We start from the raw sequence: 16093 nt of genomic DNA, 5'->3' as shown, positions 1-16093 counted from the left end.
ATGCCGCGGAGGCATCCGATGCGTCGCCCCCTCACCGCCTCGCTTCTCGCAGTCGTCCTGGCCGCGACGCTCACCGGCGGCCTCGCCGCCTGCGCGAAGAAGGCCACCCCGTCGGCCTCGGCCACCGCGGACACCGCACTGGAGCCGGAGGAGACCCCGTCGGCCGAGCCGTCGGCGAGCGCGAGCGCCGCGGCATCACCCTCCGCCGGCGCCGCACCCTCCGCGTCACCGAGCAACCCCGGCGGGGGTACGAGCACCGCTTCTCCGCACTCCACCAAGGCGAGCAAGGCTGGATTCGTGTGGTCCTACAACACGAACATCACCTATACGCCGAGCACCGCCTACCAGTTCAACAGCTCCGGCGGGGGCATCAACGTCACCTACCACTCCACCGGCGAGTACACGGTGCGGTTCGCCGGGCTGGGCGACCCCGGCGGCGTGGCCCACGTCCAGGCGTACGGCGGCACGGCGAACTACTGCACCCTGTCGAGCTGGGTGAAGGAGGGTGCCGACGAGGCGGTCCGGGTGCGCTGCTTCAACGCGTCCGGCAGCCTCGCCGACTCGCCCTTCGTCGCCAACTTCGCCGTCGGCAGCCAGGACGCGAGCCGCTTCAGCTACCTCTGGGCCAATGACCAGTCGGTGAGCGGCAGCTACAAGCCGTCGGAGGCGTACCGCTACGACGCGGTGAAGTCGTCCGACATCGCCGTCAAGCGCACGGCGACCGGCCGTTACGACGTCCTGCTGCCCGCTGCCGGTCCCACCCTCTCGGACCCCTGGCACTTCCAGATCACGGCTTACGGCTCGGCGGCGCTCTGCAAGCTCGCCGCCTTCAACGCCTCGGCGCGTAAGGCCCAGGTGGCCTGCCGGTCGGCGGCGGGCTCCTCGATCGACTCGAAGTTCGCGCTGAGCTTCAGCTCCGAGGGCAGCTTCCTCGGCCGGGCCGACCGCCGCTTCGGCGACTACTCCAACACCAGCGACGGCGTCGCCAACCCGTCGACCGGCGTCTATGCCGTGCGCGCCGCCGAGCTGGGCCAGCCGAAGGGCCAGGTCGTGGCGCTCGCCCGGGGCACCTCGTCGACCTACTGCCACATCCGCGGCTGGCAGGCGACCGGTGCCGATCTGGAGATGACGGTCGTCTGCTTCAACCCGGGCGGTGCCCCGGCGAGCTCGGCGTTCACCGTCGGCGTGACCTGGTAGGCATCCGGCGTCCCTGACAGCTCCGGTGGTGGCGGGTCTGGTTAAGATCTCGCCGTTTGATCTGCCACCACCCCTGGAGTCAACGATGGCCTCGCATCTGCCCGTCAACCACCCGCTCCGGCCGATCTACCGGCTCGCCACCGCGATCGGCGGCGTCGCAGCCGTGGTCCTGGGCGGCGCCGGTCTCGCGAAGACCGTCGACCAGCCCCTCTTCGACCAGGGCGACAACGTCATCTTCGGCCTCGTGCGGGTCAACCTCGGCCACTCGCTGCTGATGCTCGCCGGTGGGATCCTGCTGCTGCTCGCGGTCGTGATCGGGCGCAACGTGGACGCGCGCTTCAACATGGTCTTCGGCGGCGCGCTGATGTTCATCGGGATCGCGTCGCTCGCCGTGATGCGGACCGACGCGAATTACCTCAACTTCGCCATGGCCAACGTGGTGATCGCGTTCCTGCTCGGCTCGGTGCTGCTCACCGCAGGTCTTTACGGCAAGGTCTCCCGCGCCTGATCAGGGCCGCTTCCGTGTCGCCAGAACGGGCTTCGCCTCGAGGTGGGAGAGCCCGTTCCAGGCGAGGTTGACCATGTGGGCGGCGACGGTCTCCTTGCGCGGCTTGCGCACCTCGAGCCACCAGCGGCCGACGAGGGAGACCATGCCGACCAGCGCCTGGGAGTAGAGCTCGGCGAGCTTAGGGTCATAGCCCCGGGACTTGAACTCCGCGCCCAGGATGTGCTCGACCTGGTGGGCGACGTCGTTGAGCACCGACGAGAAGTTGCCGCTCGCCGACATCACCGGTGACTCGCGCACCAGCACCCGGAAGCCGAAGGTCTCCTCCTCGATGTAGTCGAGCAGGGCCAGCGCGGCCTGCTCGAGCAGGTCTCGGGGGTGCCCGGCGGTCAGCGCGGTGGCGATGCGGTTGAGCAGGGCGTTGACCTCGCGGTCGACGACCACCGCGTAGAGCCCCTCCTTGCCGCCGAAGTGCTCGTAGACGACGGGCTTGGAGACCTTGGCCCGGGCCGCGATCTCCTCGATCGAGGTGGCGTCGAAGCCGCGCTCGGCGAAGAGCTGCTTGCCGACGGAGATCAACTGCTCGCGCCGCTGCGCGGAGGACATGCGGACCCTGCTCTTGGGCGGTGCCGGACGCTGATCCCGGGCTCGCGTGTCGTCAACCGTCACGGAGTCATCCTGCCAGGTCCCTCCGACAGCGGAGTCGCCCGGCAGGATGCCGTTGCGATCTGGATCGGTCACCGAGCAAGTCTGGCGTGTTCTCCGCCGTCGATCATCTTCTGCTGGATGCGCTCCAGCTTGGGCCAGCGCACGTTCGAGGCCCAGCCGAACTTCTCGAAGAGCCAGATCAGCCGGGCGGAGGAGTCGATCTGCCCGCGCAGCACGCCGTGGCGGGCGCAGGTCGGGTCCGAGTGGTGCAGGTTGTGCCAGCTCTCGCCGAAGGAGAGGATCGCCAGCGGCCAGAAGTTGGAGGCCTTGTCGCCGTCGCGGGTCTCGAAGGGGCGCTCGCCGTAGACGTGGCAGATCGAGTTGATCGACCAGGTCACGTGGTGCAGCAGGCCCACCCGGACCAGGCCGGCCCAGAAGAGCGCGGTCAGCGCGCCCTGCCACGACCAGGTGACGAGGCCGCCGATGGCGGCGGGTGCGACGAGGGAGAGGGCGACGAGCGCGGGGAAGAGCTTGTCGACCCGCCGGATGTCCTTGTCTGCCATGAGGTCCGGCGCGAAGCGCGCCCGGTTGGTCATCTCACGGGCGAAGAGCCAGCCCATGTGCGCGTGCCAGAGGCCCTTGGTCAGGCCCCGGAAGGTCGAGCCGAAGCGCCACGGGGAGTGCGGGTCGCCCTCGTTGTCGGAGAAGGCGTGGTGGCGGCGGTGGTCGGCGACCCACTGGGTGGGGGAGCCCTGCACCGCGAAGGAGCCGGCGACCGCGAGGGCCACCCGCAGCCAGCGCTTCGCCTTGAACGAGCCGTGGGTGAGGTAGCGGTGGAATCCGACGGTGATGCCGAGACCGGCCACCGGGTACCACACCAGGGCGATCAGGGCGTCGGTGACACTGAGCCAGCCGCCCCACGCGATCGGGATGGCGGCGATGAGGGCGGCGAAGGGGATCACCACGAAGATCCAGAGGCCGATGAGAATGCCCTTGGACTGTGGGCCCTCGGTCAACGGCTTGGGTCCGCGGATCTCCTGCTCAATCGCGGGGGCGCCCGTCGCGTTGGTCTCGAGTGTTGTCGTCATGGCACCTCATCGTCATCAATGCGTGGGGGCGTTTCCTACGCCTACGTCACCGTAACCTACGGAACCGTAGTTCGACAGGGCGCAAGCCGTGAATGTGCTGTGTGACCGTGCCAAAAGCCGGGAGACCCGGTGGTGGTCAGAGGGCATAATGATGGGCCTGACGTGAGTGGTTGAACACCCCCTGGAGGGTGGCGCTAAGCTACTGACGTAGCGATCGGCTGTGGTGTAATTGGCAACACTCGGGCCTTTGGAGCCTGCTTTCCAGGTTCGAGTCCTGGCAGCCGAGCGATCCGCACATCGTCGAATTGCTCAAAGGCGGCTCCATGTCTCGTACCGTGATCGTGCTCGCGGCCGGTGAGGGCAAGCGGATGAAGTCCGACCTCCCCAAGGTGCTCCACTCCCTGCTGGGACGCAGCCTGGTCGGGCACGTGCTCGCCGCGGTGGAGCCACTCGCCGCCGAGCGGACCATCGTGGTCGTCGGTCACGGTCGCGAGCAGGTCACCGAGCACCTCACGGTCATCGCGCCCACCGCGGAGGCCGTGGTCCAGGCCGAGCAGCACGGCACCGGCCACGCCGTGCGCATCGCCCTGCCGGCCGAGGCGACCGGCACGGTCGTCGTCCTCGCGGGCGACGCGCCCCTGCTCCGCGCCGAGACGGTCGCCGCGCTGCTCACCGCTCACGAGAAGGCGGGTGCCGCGGCGACGGTCCTCTCCGCGCGGGTCCCCGACCCGACGGGCTTCGGCCGGATCGTCCGCGACGCCGACGGCGGCCTCGCGGCCATCGTCGAGCAGCGCGACGCCTCCGCCGACGTCCAGGAGATCAAAGAGATCAACTCCGGGGTGTACGCGTTCGACGCGGCCCTCCTGCGCGCCGCCCTCGGCAAGCTGACCAGCGACAACCAGCAGGGCGAGGAATATCTCACCGACGTCATCGGCCTGCTGCGCGGCGCCGGCGAGGCTGTCGGAGTGCTCGTCGCCGACGACGGGACCGAGGTGCTCGGCTGCAACGACCGGGTCCAGCTCGCCCAGCTCGGTGCCATCCTGCGCGACCGGACCAACGAGCGGCTGATGCGCGACGGCGTGACGATCATCGACCCGGCGACCACCTGGATCGACGTGACGGTCGAGTGCGAGCGCGACGCGATCATCGAAATGAGTACTCAGCTGCGCGGCTCGACCCGTGTCGCCACGGGCGCGGTCATCGGCCCCGAGGTGACGCTGATCGACACGATCGTGGGCGAGGACGCCCATGTGGTGCGGGCCCACGCCGTCGAAGCGGTGATCGGGCCGCGGGCGAGTGTCGGCCCCTACGCCTACCTGCGGCCGGGTGCCAATCTGGGCGTCAAGTCCAAGGTCGGCACGTTCGTCGAGGTCAAGAACTCCACGCTGGGCGAGGGCACGAAGGTGCCGCACCTGTCCTATGTGGGTGACGCGACGATCGGCGAGCACACCAACATCGGCGCCGCCAACGTCTTCGCCAACTACAGCGGTTCGGTGAAGAGCCGCACGGTGGTGGGCTCGCACGTGAAGACGGGCTCCGACACGACCCTGGTCGCGCCGGTGACCGTGGGCGACGGCGCCTACACGGGTGCGGGTGCGGTGATCCGCCGGGACGTGCCCGCGGGTGCGCTCGCCTTCACCGCCGCGATGCAGCGGAACATCGACCGATGGGTGCTGGAGAAGCGCCCCGGGACCCCGGCCGCCGAGGCGGCGGAGCGTGCGCTCGACCAAGGGTGATCTTCGGCACCCTGACTGGACGCGCCGGGCGGTTGGCGCGAGTGGCGGGAGAGACTGACCGCGGCGGGTGATACTGGGTCCAGCCAGCGTCATCACGCTAGCCACGCGCCACCTCGCCGAAAGGGTCAGCGTACCGATGGGCAGCATCGTCGCGGATAACCGTAAGAATCTGATGCTTTTCTCGGGGCGTGCCTTCCCCGAGCTCGCCGACGAGATCGGCGAGGAGTTGGGCATCGCCCCGACCCCGACCTCGGCCTATGACTTCGCGAGCGGTGAGATCTTCATCCGCTACCAGGAATCGGTGCGGGGGTGTGACGCCTTCGTCGTGCAGTCGATCTCGACACCGGTCAACAAGTGGCTGATGGAAACGTTGATCATGGTGGACGCGCTGAAGCGGGGGTCCGCGAAGCGGGTCACCGTCGTTCTGCCCTTCTACCCCTACGCCCGGCAGGACAAGAAGCACCGCGGCCGCGAGCCGATCTCGGCCCGTCTCATCGCCGACCTGCTCAAGACCGCCGGTGCCAACCGCATCCTCACGGTCGACCTGCACACCGCGCAGATCCAGGGCTTCTTCGACGGTCCCGTCGACCACCTCTTCGCGATGGACATCCTCGCCGATTATGTGAAGGCGAAGTACGCCGATCGCCCCATCACGGTCGTCTCGCCGGACTCGGGCCGGGTGCGGGTGGCGGAGCGCTGGTCCGACAAGCTCGACGGCTGCCCGCTCGCCTTCATCCACAAGACGCGTGACCCGCTCAAGCCCAACCAGGTCGTCGCCAACCGGGTCGTCGGCGAGGTCGAGGGCCGGGTCTGCCTCATCGTCGACGACATGATCGACACGGCCGGCACGATCGTGAAGGCGGCGGAGATCCTCCGGGAGGAGGGCGCGGCGGATGTGATCGTCGCCGCCACCCACGCGGTGCACTCCGATCCGGCGACCGAGCGCCTGCGCAACGGCCCGATCAGCGAGCTTGTGGTGACCAACACGCTCCCGCTCACGGCGGAGAAGCAGCTGGACAAGATCACTGTGCTCTCGATCGCACCGCTGGTGGCCCGGGCCATCCGCGAGGTCTTCGACGACGGTTCGGTAACGACCCTTTTCGGCGGTTTGAGCTAGATTTCACACCCAAGATCGGCGCAACTCTTGAAGAGTTGCGCCGATCTTGGGGTTAACGGGTCCTGTTGCCCGTTAAACACCCTTGCCAAACTCGCTTTCATCGGCGCTGGTATAGTCGTCGAGTTGCCACGGCGAGGGTGCTTCATGGGTCTCGTGCCTGTTAGAGCCACCGTCATCGACGCGGTGCTCCGGGTCTGTCCCGCGCGCCCAACGCCTGGCCGCCGACTGAATGCAACCCGTTGAGCCCAGGAGAATGACACCGTGTCTGAGGTAAAGATCAGCGCCGAGCCGCGTACCGCGTTCGGCAAGGGCGGCGCGCGGCGTACGCGTCGCGCCGGACTCGTGCCCGCCGTCCTCTACGGACACGGCGCGGCCCCCAAGCACATCGCACTGCCCGCCCGTGAGTTCGCGGCGGCGATCCGCCACGGTGGCGTCAACACCGTGTTCGAGATCGTCGTCGACGGCGACACGACGCTGGCGCTGCCCAAGGCGATCCAGCGTGACCCGATCAAGGACACCTTCGACCACATCGACCTGATCATCGTCAAGCGCGGCGAGAAGGTCACCGTCGACGTTCCCGTCGTCCTGACCGGCGAGGCCGAGCGCGGCACCCTGGTCGGCATCGAGCACGACCGCATCTCGATCGTGGCCGAGGCGCTGCACCTGCCGGAGTCGCTCGAGGTCTCCATCGAGGGCCTGGCCGCCGGTTCGCACGTGACCGCCGGCGACATCAAGCTCCCCAAGGGCACCGAGCTCGCGGTCGCCGAGGACCTCCTCGTCGCCGTGATCAACGCGGCCCCCGACCGCCGAGGAGCTCGAGGGCGACACCGGCGAGGCCGCCGCTGCCGAGGAGCCCGCCGACGAGGACGCCGCAGCCGAGTAGTCCGGCTGTTGCGACGCAACTTCTATGGCCCATGCTGGGGATCAGCATGGGCCATAACCATCTGAGAGGGAGACATGAACTGGCTGGTGGTGGGGCTGGGCAACCCCGGAAGGCAGTACGCGGGCAACCGGCACAACGTCGGGTTCATGATCGTCGACCTGATCGCGAAGCGCCTGGGCGCCAAGTTCGGCCGGCACAACCGGGCGATGGCCGATGTGGCGGAGGCCCGGCTGGGTCTGGGTGGCGAGGCGCCGCGGCTGGTGCTGGCGAAGCCGCTGACCTACATGAATCTCTCCGGCGGACCGGTCGCGGCACTGGCCCAGTTCTACAAGATCGAGCCCGCGCAGGTCATCGCCGTCCATGACGAGCTGGACATCCCCTTCGGCCAGCTCCGGCTGAAGCTCGGCGGCGGCGAGGGTGGCCACAATGGACTCCGCTCCATGTCCAAGTCGCTGTCGACAAAGGACTATCTGCGGGTGCGCTTCGGTGTCGGCCGCCCGCCCGGCCGCCAGGATCCCGCGGATTACGTTCTCGCGGACTTCGCCGGTGCCGAACGCAAGGAACTCGAGTTCATGGTGGACCGTGCGGCGGACGTCGTCGAGGAGCTCATCACCAAGGGTCTGGAGCCGACGCAAAACGCTTATCACTGACGCCCGAATGGTGCAGCCCGTGACCGGAGCCCCTGGTCAGACGTTGAAACTCACGTTCGGGGGGTTCCGGTCTGCGGGGGGTCGCAATGGAAGATCGCGGTAATCGGCGGCCGGCACCACGCCCGCATCGCAGCGGTGCGGGACTCGTCGAGTCGATCCCCGTCGCCCCGCCGATCTCGGCCTACCCCTACCCGGAGCAGCTGCACCGGTGGCGGACCCGGCGCTGGGAGACCCGCTATCTGGCGAGCCTCATCGCAACGGATCTGCTGGTGGGTCTGGGTGCGGGGGCGCTCGCCTTCGAGCTGCGGTTCAGCGCGCTCACGGCGTACAGCCGAGTGTATTTGATCTTTTCTTTGCTCCTGCCCGTGGCGCTCGTCGCCTGCCTGGCGCTGGCGCGGGCCTATGACAAGCGCTTTCTCTATGTCGGCACCGACGAATACGAGCGGGTGATCCGGGGCGGGCTCGCGCTGATCGCCGCCGCCGCGATCGGGTCCTACGCCCTGGAGCTGCCGACCGCGCGCTCCTATGTCCTGGTGGCGCTGCCCGCCGCGATCGCGACGCTGGTCGTCACCCGCTTCGCCATGCGCAAGCGGCTGCACACCCTGCGGGAGAACGGGCGCTGCCTGCGGCGGGTCATCGTCGTCGGGCACGAGCTCGCGGTCGTCGCGGTCACCCGGCAGCTGCGCCGCGAGCAGTTCCACGGCCTCGACGTCGTCGGCGCCTGCGTCCCGGTCGGCGGTGACGGCCAGGTCGGCATCCCGGTCTACGGCACGTTCGAGCAGGTGGCGGAGGCGGTGCACAGCGCCGGTGCCGACACGGTGATCGTGCTGAGCTGCCCCGAACTCGACGGCGAGCGGCTGCGGCGGCTCGCGTGGCAGCTCGAGGGCGGCGACATCGACCTGATCGTGGCGAGCGCCCTGGTCGACGTGGCCGGCGGGCGCACCACGATCCGCCCGGTCGACGGCCTGCCGATGCTGCACGTGGAGCACCCGCGCCTCGCCGGCGGCAGCCGGATCATCAAGGACGCGGTCGACCGGATCGGTGCGTTGCTGCTGGTGGCGGCACTCGCCCCGCTCTTCCTCGCGGTGGTGGTCAAGGTACGCATGGACTCGCCCGGCCCGATTCTGTTCCGGCAGGTGAGAGTTGGCAGGGATGGGCGAGAGTTCCGTATCTTCAAGTTCCGTACGATGCATACCGATGCGGAAGCGCGGCTCGCCGAGCTGAAGCATCTCAATGAGCACGACGGGGTGCTGTTCAAGATCCGCGATGATCCTCGGGTGACCCCGGTGGGCCGATGGCTGCGCCGGTTCTCCCTGGACGAGTTGCCGCAGCTCTTCAACGTGGCGCTCGGTCAGATGTCGCTCGTGGGGCCTCGCCCACCGCTGCCGGAGGAGGTTGCGATGTATGCCGACGACGTCCGCCGCCGCCTCGCGGTCAAGCCCGGCATGACGGGCCTGTGGCAGGTCTCCGGCCGGTCGGATCTCTCCTGGGAAGAGGCGGTTCGCCTCGATCTGCGCTATGTGGAGAACTGGTCGCTCTCGCTCGATCTCGTCATCCTGCTCCGCACGCTCACCGCCGTGGTCCGCAGCTCTGGAGCCTACTGATGACACCACCCTCCCTCGACGGTGCTTTCGCCCGCTGGCTCGCCGCCCGCGCCGGTGACCTGCTGATGCAGATCCGCGCCGAGCTGGGGCACGACGACCCCGCCGCGCTCAAGGCGGCCGGGGACATGCGCTCGCACGACCTGCTCATGACGGAGCTGGCCCGGTGGCGCCCCGACGACGCGGTCCTCTCCGAGGAGGGCGAGCGCTTCGACCCGGCCCGGTTGGAGGCCGAGCGGGTCTGGATCGTCGACCCGCTCGACGGCACGCGGGAGTTCGCCGAGGAGGGCCGCTCCGATTGGGCGGTCCACGTGGCGCTCTGGTCCGCGAGCGCACCGAAGCGCCGGGCCCGTGGCGTCGAGCCCGGCCTGATCGCCGGTGCCGTGGCGCTCCCCGCGCAGCGCCGGGTCCTCGCCACCGACTACCCGCCCGGCCCCGTTCCGACAGCCCAGGCCCGGGGGATCCGCCCGCGCATCGCGGTGAGCCGGACCAGGCCGCCGTCGATGGTGGTCCGGGTCGCGGACGAGCTGGGCGCGGTGCTCGTACCGATGGGCTCGGCGGGCGCGAAGATCGCCGCAGTGGTGACCGGCGAGGTCGACGCCTACGTCCACGCCGGCGGCCAGTACGAGTGGGACTCGGCCGCACCCGTCGCGGTGGCCGCCTCCGTTGGTTTACACACATCCCGTATTTCGGGCGATCCATTGACCTATAACCGAGCTGACCCGATGCTGCCTGATCTCATCGTCTGCCGCCCTGAGCTGGCGAAGCCGCTCTTATCCGCGATCGGTGTGTCCCCGTGGGATACAGCACAGGACGGTTGATCCGTCTCGCGGTGAGCAGTACTTTAAGACTTCGGCCGTAATTCCCCAGCAAAGCACTAGGAAAGGTCTGGAAATATGAGCGGGGCTGCTGCGTCCTACCGCGTCAGTCATCTGGACGCTCTCGAAGCCGAGAGCATCTTCATGATGCGCGAGGTCGCCGCCGAGTTCGAGCGCCCTGTGCTGCTCTTCTCCGGTGGCAAGGACTCCATCGTCATGCTCCGCCTCGCCGAGAAGGCCTTCGCCCCGGCCCGGATCCCCTTCCCCGTGATGCACATCGACACGGGTCACAACTTCCCCGAGGTCATGGCGTTCCGTGACCACCGGGTCGAGGAGCTGGGTGTGCAGCTCGTCGTGGCTTCCGTGCCCGAGGCGCTCGCCCGCGGCCTGGTCCGCGAGGCGCCCGACGGATCGCGCAACCGGATCCAGACCCCCGTGCTGCTGGACGCCGTCGAGAAGTACAAGTTCGACGCCCTCTTCGGCGGCGCCCGCCGCGACGAGGAGAAGGCCCGCGCCAAGGAGCGCGTCTTCAGCTTCCGCGACGAGTTCGGCCAGTGGGACCCGCGCAACCAGCGCCCCGAGCTGTGGTCGCTCTACAACGCCCGCATCGCGCCCGGCGAGTCGATCCGGGTCTTCCCCCTCTCCAACTGGACCGAGCTGGACGTCTGGCACTACATCGCCCGCGAGCGGCTCGAGCTCCCGTCGATCTACTACGCGCACGAACGCGAGGTCGTCGACCGCGACGGCATGCTCTTCGGCGTGGGAGAGTTCATCCACGCCAAGCCCGGCGAGATCGTCGGCAAGCAGCGCGTCCGCTACCGCACGGTCGGTGACGCCACGCTGACCGCCGCCGTCGCGTCCGACGCCGACACCGTCGAGAAGGTCATCGAGGAGGTGGCCTCGACCCGGATCACCGAGCGCGGCGCCACCCGGGGTGACGACAAGGTCAGCGAGGCCGCGATGGAAGACCGCAAGCGCGAGGGGTATTTCTGATGACGTCGACCGTTGAGGCTCCGGCCCGGATGGATCTGCTGCGGTTCGCGACCGCCGGCTCGGTGGACGACGGCAAGTCGACCCTGATCGGGCGGCTGCTCTATGACACCAAGTCGCTCTTCACCGACCAGCTCGCCGCCGTCGAGGCGGTCAGCGCCGCGCGCGGGGACGAATACACCAACCTGGCGCTGCTCACCGACGGCCTGCGGGCCGAGCGCGAGCAGGGCATCACGATCGACGTGGCCTACCGCTACTTCGCGACGCCCCGGCGCAAGTTCATCATCGGCGACACCCCGGGCCACATCCAGTACACGCGCAACATGGTCACCGGCGCCTCCACCGCGGATCTCGCGCTGATCCTGGTCGACGCCCGCAAGGGCCTGGTCGAGCAGTCCCGCCGGCACGCCTTCCTCTGCTCGCTGCTGCGCGTGCCGCACCTGGTCCTCTGCGTCAACAAGATGGACCTCGTCGACTACTCGCAGGAGGTCTACAACAAGATCGCCGACGAGTTCACCAGCTTCGCGGCGAAGCTCGACGCCCCCGACCTCACGGTCATCCCGATCTCCGCGCTGGTCGGCGACAACATCGCGTCGCGCAGCGACAACATGCCGTGGTACGAGGGCCCGTCGCTACTGCACCACCTCGAGCACGTGCACATCGCCTCCGACCGCAACCTGGTCGACGTGCGCTTCCCGGTCCAATACGTGATCCGCCCGCAGTCGTCGCACGTCACGGACTATCGGGGGTACGCCGGACAGGTCGCCTCCGGTGTCCTCAAGCCCGGCGACGAGGTGCTGGTGCTGCCGAGCGGCATGACCAGCAGGATCTCGGCGATCGACACCGCCGACGGCCCCATCGACGAGGCGTTCCCCCCGATGTCGGTGACGGTCCGGCTGGAGGACGAGATCGACATCTCGCGCGGCGACATGATCTGCCGCCCGCAGAACGCGCCGACCGTGACGCAGGACCTCGACGCGATGATCTGCTGGATGGACGAGTCCGCGCCGCTGCGCGTGGGCGGGAAATACTCCATCAAGCACACGACGAGGTCGGTCCGCGCCATCGTGAAGGGCCTGCAGTACCGCCTGGACATCAACTCGCTGCACCGCGACGAGACGGCGACGGAACTGGGGCTCAACGAGATCGGCCGGGTGCGCTTCCGGACGACGCAGCCGTTGCTCGTCGACGAGTACCGCCGCAACCGCACCACCGGCGGATTCATCGTCATCGACGAGACCACCAACCGTACGGTAGCCGCCGGAATGATCGTCTAGCCGCTCCCTCGCGCGTCGCGCCCAAGATCGCCGCAACTCTTGAAGAGTTGGTGTCATGGGTGCCTCCGGAGCGTGTCGCTGGAGATCACGTCACATTCGGGGAAGCAGACGTCATCACGGACCAAGATCACGTCTGCTTCGGGGGAAACCGACGTGATCACACCATCTTTCGGGAAAGCGGTGTGATCAAGCGCCATGATCTGCCCATCTTCGGGGAAAACGGTGTGATCACCGGGGTACGGCGTGCCCCGTTAGGACCAACTCTTGAAGAGTTGCGGCTTTCGGCGTCTGGAGTTGCTCGTCGGCCTGGGTGCAAAGGCGCCCGCACACCTTGTCGGCCCGCGGACTGACAAGCGCTCAGGCGATGCGGGCGGCGCCGGGGGACGGGACGGCGATGAAAGTCGCCGGAGGACCGAAACCGGCCGCCGCGAACGCGTGCTCCACCGCTGCCGTGACGTGATCCGTCGCGCTCGCCGGGACCAGGGCGATCACGCAGCCGCCGAAGCCGCCGCCGGTCATCCGGGCACCGTGCGCACCCGCCGCGAGCGCCGCCTCCACCGCCGTGTCGAGCTCCGGCACCGTCACCTCGAAGTCGTCGCGCAGCGAGGCGTGCGATGCGGTCATCAGCGGCCCGATCTCCTCGGGCTTGCCGTCGCCGAGCAGCGCGATCGTGTCGAGCACCCGCTGGTTCTCGGTGATCGCGTGGCGGGCCCGGCGGCGCAGCAGTTCGTCGCCGACGCGGACCAGGTCGCTGAGGGTGGCGTGGCGCAGCGACGGGAGCCGGAGCAGCTTGGCGGCCTTTTCGCAGGCGGCGCGACGGGCGGCGTACTCCCCGTCGACGAGTCGGTGCGGGGCGCGCGTGTCGATGACGAGGATCGCGAGCCCGGCTGCGGTCAGATCGAGGGGGATCTGCTCGCTGGTGAGGTCGGCGCAGTCCATGAAGAGGGCGTGGCCGTCGCGGCAGAGCACGGAGGCCGACTGGTCCATGATGCCGCAGGGCATGCCGACATAGACGTTCTCAGCCCGCTGCGCGATGCTCGGCCGCTCATGGACGGGGATGTCGAGCTCGCCGAGGTCGTTGAGCGCGGTGAGCACGGCACACTCGAGCGCCGCGGAGGAGGAGAGCCCGGCGCCCTGCGGCACGTCGGAGGAGAGTGCCATCAGAGCGCCGGGGACCGTGTAGCCGGCGTCGCGCAGCGCCCAGACGACTGCGGCGACGTAGGCCGCCCAGCCGGGAACGCGCTCGTCGAGGCTCGGCGGACCGAAGGTGACGGTCTCGCCGGTGGTCGTGGAGTGCACCGTCCACCGCTGCTCATCGGTCCGCGCCGCCGCCACCATGGTGCGGTGGGGCAGGGCGAAGGGCAACACGAAACCGTCGTTGTAGTCGGTGTGCTCGCCGATCAGGTTGACCCTGCCCGGAGCCGCCCAGATCCCGTCGGGCTGATGAGCGTACGTGTTGAAAAATGTGCGGACGAGTTGCTCCATGGTGGTTACGTTATCCGCGACTCTGGTAGAAGGTCCAGGCGTCGCCCACGATGCGGTGCAGCGACTCCCGGCTGGGGGTCCAGCCGAGCTCGGTCCGCGCCCGGTCCGACGAGGCGTAGAGGGCGGCTGGGTCGCCGGGGCGCCGCGGCGTGATCTCGACCGGCAGCGGATGCCCGGTCACCTCGCGGATCGCCTCGACGACCTGCAGGTTGGAGAAGCCCGTCCCGCTGCCGAGGTTGAAGATCCGGTGCTCGCCCGGCAGGCACCCGTCGAGCGCGTTGAGGTGCGCCTCGGCGAGGTCGGTGACGTGGATGTAGTCGCGGATGCAGGTGCCGTCGGGCGTCGGGTAGTCGTCGCCGAAGAGCCGGAACGCCGCCCGCTTGCCCGCCACGACATCGAGGGCGAGCGGGATCAGGTGCGTCTCCGGGTCGTGCCGCTCGCCGATCATGGAGCCGTCGGCGTTGACGTGCGCGCCCGCGACGTTGAAGTAGCGCATGCTCACCGCGCCGAGCTTGCTGGCCCGGGTCACGGTGGTGATGGCGTGGTCGACGGCGAGCTTCGTCGCGCCATAGGTGTTGACCGGGTTGGTCTGCGCACCCTCGGTGAGCGGCAGCTCGGACGGCTCGCCGTAGCACGCGGCGGTGGAGGAGAAGATCAGTCGGCGGCAGTCGGCGTCGTGCATCGCGGTGAGGAGGGCGAGCGAGGCGCGGGTGTTGTTGTCCCAGTGCAGCAGCGGCTCGGCCATCGACTCGCCCGCGGAGATGAGCCCGGCGAAGTGGAAGACGCCGTCGAAGCGGGCCTGCGGGGTGAGGATCTTCGCGACGTCCTGGACGCGCTCGGTGATGAGCTCCGCCCCGTCGGGCACCTGTGCGGCATCGTTGCGCGACAGGTCGTCGATGACGACGACCTCGTGCCCGGCGTCGATCAGCAGTCTGGTGACGACGGCTCCGACATATCCGGCACCCCCGGTGACGAGCAACTTCACACTGGCCTCCTCGAGTCTCCGACTTCGGCCAGCCTACCTTTGTGCCCGACATCAGCCGTTCGTCGTACCATGGCTGACGTGCCGGACGGTGACCATAGACCTGACCGAATGAAGGCTGCGGTGGCGCGAGCCGCCCACGTGAGCGCTGCGTGGGTTTCCCGCCTGCTGAATGTCGACCCGACAGTGGGTCGTGAGCGATTGTCGGAGGCGCAGTTGCGGTCGCTCGTCGCGGCCAACACGCACCTCGACAAGGACGAGCGCCGCATCATCGACGATGTCCTTCACAGCAACCACTCCATGGTGCGCGAGGTGATGATCCCTCGCCGCGACGTGGTCTTCCTGGACCTCGCGATGAGCGGGGCCGAGGCGGTGGAGATAGCCCGGACCGAGTCGCACTCGCGCTTCCCGGTCATCGACGGCGACCACGACAACGTGATCGGCTTCGTCCACCTGCGCGACCTGGTGCTGGGCGATCACAGCGTGCGGGCTCAGCAGCCGCCGACCGTCGCGGGCCTGGTCCGCGACGTCAAGCGCCTGCCCGGCACCAAGCGGGTCCTCGCCGCGCTCTCGGAGATGCGGCGCGAGGGTCACCACCTCGCCGTCGTCATCGATGAGTACGGTGGCACGGCCGGCATCATCACCCTCGAGGACCTGATCGAGGAGCTCGTCGGGGAGATCCACGACGAGTACGACGACGAGCCGGAGCCCGCCTCCGCCGAGGGAGTGCTGCCGCCCGAGGTGGACGGCCGCCTCAACCTCGCCGACTTCGCCGACCGGGCCGGGTTCGAGCTGCCGGAGGGGCCCTACGAGACGCTCGGCGGCTATCTGATGGCCGCCCTGGGCCGCCTGCCCGCCGTGGGCGACTGCGTTCACGTGGAGGACGCCGAGGTGGCTCTGACGGTCCTCGCCCTCGACGGCCGCCGGGTCGCCCGGGTCGGCCTGCACGTGATCACGCCCGAGCCGACCGAGGAGGAGCGGGTCGTCGAGGAGGCGGAGCAGCCGGCGATGGGCGGGCTGGTCCTGCAGGAGACGCTGAGCCTGCCGTCGGGGGTGATCGCGCCCAGGAGTGCCGGGAGCGTGCCCGCGGTGGAGCCCGCCGAGTAACCCTGCGAC

Annotated in this window: 14 protein-coding genes, 1 tRNA gene and 1 pseudogene; 12 read left to right on the top strand and 4 right to left on the bottom strand. The window is 69.0% G+C overall.

What is annotated here, in order from left to right; translation table 11 throughout:
* The first annotated feature begins 18 nt into the window (after nucleotides 1-18).
* Together F4553_RS18950 and F4553_RS18945 are read left to right on the top strand one after the other, a co-directional pair.
* Nucleotides 19-1197: a hypothetical protein gene (locus tag F4553_RS18950; protein WP_184837859.1), complete on the top strand. Its 1179-nt coding sequence runs from the start codon at nucleotides 19-21 to the stop codon at nucleotides 1195-1197.
* Between the two features lie 85 nt (nucleotides 1198-1282).
* Nucleotides 1283-1705 carry a DUF4383 domain-containing protein gene (locus F4553_RS18945; protein ID WP_184837857.1) on the top strand — a complete coding sequence of 141 codons (423 nt, stop codon included), beginning with the start codon at nucleotides 1283-1285 and terminating at the stop codon, nucleotides 1703-1705.
* Here F4553_RS18945 and F4553_RS18940 read toward each other — a convergent pair whose 3' ends face one another.
* Both F4553_RS18940 and F4553_RS18935 read right to left on the bottom strand, forming a co-directional pair.
* Nucleotides 1706-2308 carry a TetR/AcrR family transcriptional regulator gene (locus tag F4553_RS18940; protein WP_184840891.1) on the bottom strand — a complete coding sequence of 201 codons (603 nt, stop codon included), beginning with the start codon at nucleotides 2306-2308 and terminating at the stop codon, nucleotides 1706-1708.
* Between the two features lie 131 nt (nucleotides 2309-2439).
* Nucleotides 2440-3438 (bottom strand): acyl-CoA desaturase, encoded by a 999-nt coding sequence (locus F4553_RS18935; RefSeq protein WP_184837855.1) that lies wholly within the window; start codon nucleotides 3436-3438, stop codon nucleotides 2440-2442.
* 214 nt (nucleotides 3439-3652) lie between these two features.
* Between F4553_RS18935 and F4553_RS18930 the strand changes: the two genes are divergently transcribed.
* The 9 genes and pseudogenes from F4553_RS18930 (at nucleotide 3653) to F4553_RS18890 (ending at nucleotide 12510) form a co-directional block, all read left to right on the top strand.
* Nucleotides 3653-3724, top strand: a tRNA-Gln gene (locus tag F4553_RS18930).
* 37 nt (nucleotides 3725-3761) lie between these two features.
* Nucleotides 3762-5174 (top strand): bifunctional UDP-N-acetylglucosamine diphosphorylase/glucosamine-1-phosphate N-acetyltransferase GlmU, encoded by a 1413-nt coding sequence (gene glmU / locus F4553_RS18925; protein WP_184837853.1) that lies wholly within the window; start codon nucleotides 3762-3764, stop codon nucleotides 5172-5174.
* A gap of 136 nt (nucleotides 5175-5310) precedes the next feature.
* The gene (locus F4553_RS18920; protein WP_184837851.1) at nucleotides 5311-6291 is read left to right on the top strand and encodes a ribose-phosphate diphosphokinase; all 981 of its coding nucleotides are present in this window, start codon (nucleotides 5311-5313) and stop codon (nucleotides 6289-6291) included.
* A 261-nt stretch (nucleotides 6292-6552) separates the two neighbouring features.
* Nucleotides 6553-7174, top strand: a pseudogene (locus F4553_RS18915) (50S ribosomal protein L25/general stress protein Ctc).
* A 74-nt stretch (nucleotides 7175-7248) separates the two neighbouring features.
* Nucleotides 7249-7824, top strand: a complete 576-nt coding sequence (pth, locus tag F4553_RS18910; RefSeq protein ID WP_184837849.1) for an aminoacyl-tRNA hydrolase — start codon at nucleotides 7249-7251, stop codon at nucleotides 7822-7824.
* A gap of 86 nt (nucleotides 7825-7910) precedes the next feature.
* A complete protein-coding gene (locus F4553_RS18905; protein ID WP_184837848.1) occupies nucleotides 7911-9428 on the top strand; it encodes a sugar transferase in 1518 nt (505 codons plus the stop codon).
* Complete coding sequence (locus F4553_RS18900) at nucleotides 9425-10246, top strand: 3'(2'),5'-bisphosphate nucleotidase CysQ (protein ID WP_184840889.1); 822 nt, start codon at nucleotides 9425-9427, stop codon at nucleotides 10244-10246. Before F4553_RS18905 ends, F4553_RS18900 begins: the two co-directional genes overlap by 4 nt.
* A 75-nt stretch (nucleotides 10247-10321) precedes the next feature.
* On the top strand, nucleotides 10322-11236 hold the full coding sequence (cysD, locus tag F4553_RS18895) for a sulfate adenylyltransferase subunit CysD (protein ID WP_184837846.1): 915 nt from the start codon (nucleotides 10322-10324) through the stop codon (nucleotides 11234-11236).
* Nucleotides 11236-12510 (top strand): sulfate adenylyltransferase subunit 1, encoded by a 1275-nt coding sequence (locus tag F4553_RS18890; protein WP_184837844.1) that lies wholly within the window; start codon nucleotides 11236-11238, stop codon nucleotides 12508-12510. Before cysD ends, F4553_RS18890 begins: the two co-directional genes overlap by 1 nt.
* A 357-nt stretch (nucleotides 12511-12867) precedes the next feature.
* Here the strand turns inward: F4553_RS18890 and galK are convergent, their stop codons facing one another.
* Nucleotides 12868-13995, bottom strand: coding sequence for a galactokinase (galK, locus tag F4553_RS18885; RefSeq protein WP_184837842.1), 1128 nt, complete (start codon nucleotides 13993-13995; stop codon nucleotides 12868-12870).
* A 10-nt stretch (nucleotides 13996-14005) separates the two neighbouring features.
* Nucleotides 14006-14980 carry a UDP-glucose 4-epimerase GalE gene (gene galE, locus F4553_RS18880; RefSeq protein WP_184837840.1) on the bottom strand — a complete coding sequence of 325 codons (975 nt, stop codon included), beginning with the start codon at nucleotides 14978-14980 and terminating at the stop codon, nucleotides 14006-14008.
* Between the two features lie 108 nt (nucleotides 14981-15088).
* Here galE and F4553_RS18875 point away from each other — a divergent pair, with 108 nt between their 5' ends.
* Nucleotides 15089-16084, top strand: coding sequence for a hemolysin family protein (locus F4553_RS18875; protein WP_184837838.1), 996 nt, complete (start codon nucleotides 15089-15091; stop codon nucleotides 16082-16084).
* The last annotated feature ends 9 nt before the right edge of the window (nucleotides 16085-16093 follow it).

Origin of the sequence: Allocatelliglobosispora scoriae, assembly GCF_014204945.1 — a bacterium.
GTDB classification, from domain to species: Bacteria; Actinomycetota; Actinomycetes; order Mycobacteriales; family Micromonosporaceae; genus Allocatelliglobosispora; species Allocatelliglobosispora scoriae.
Note: the sequence above shows the minus strand (reverse complement) of the source record. Positions and strands in the feature narration are given on the sequence as shown.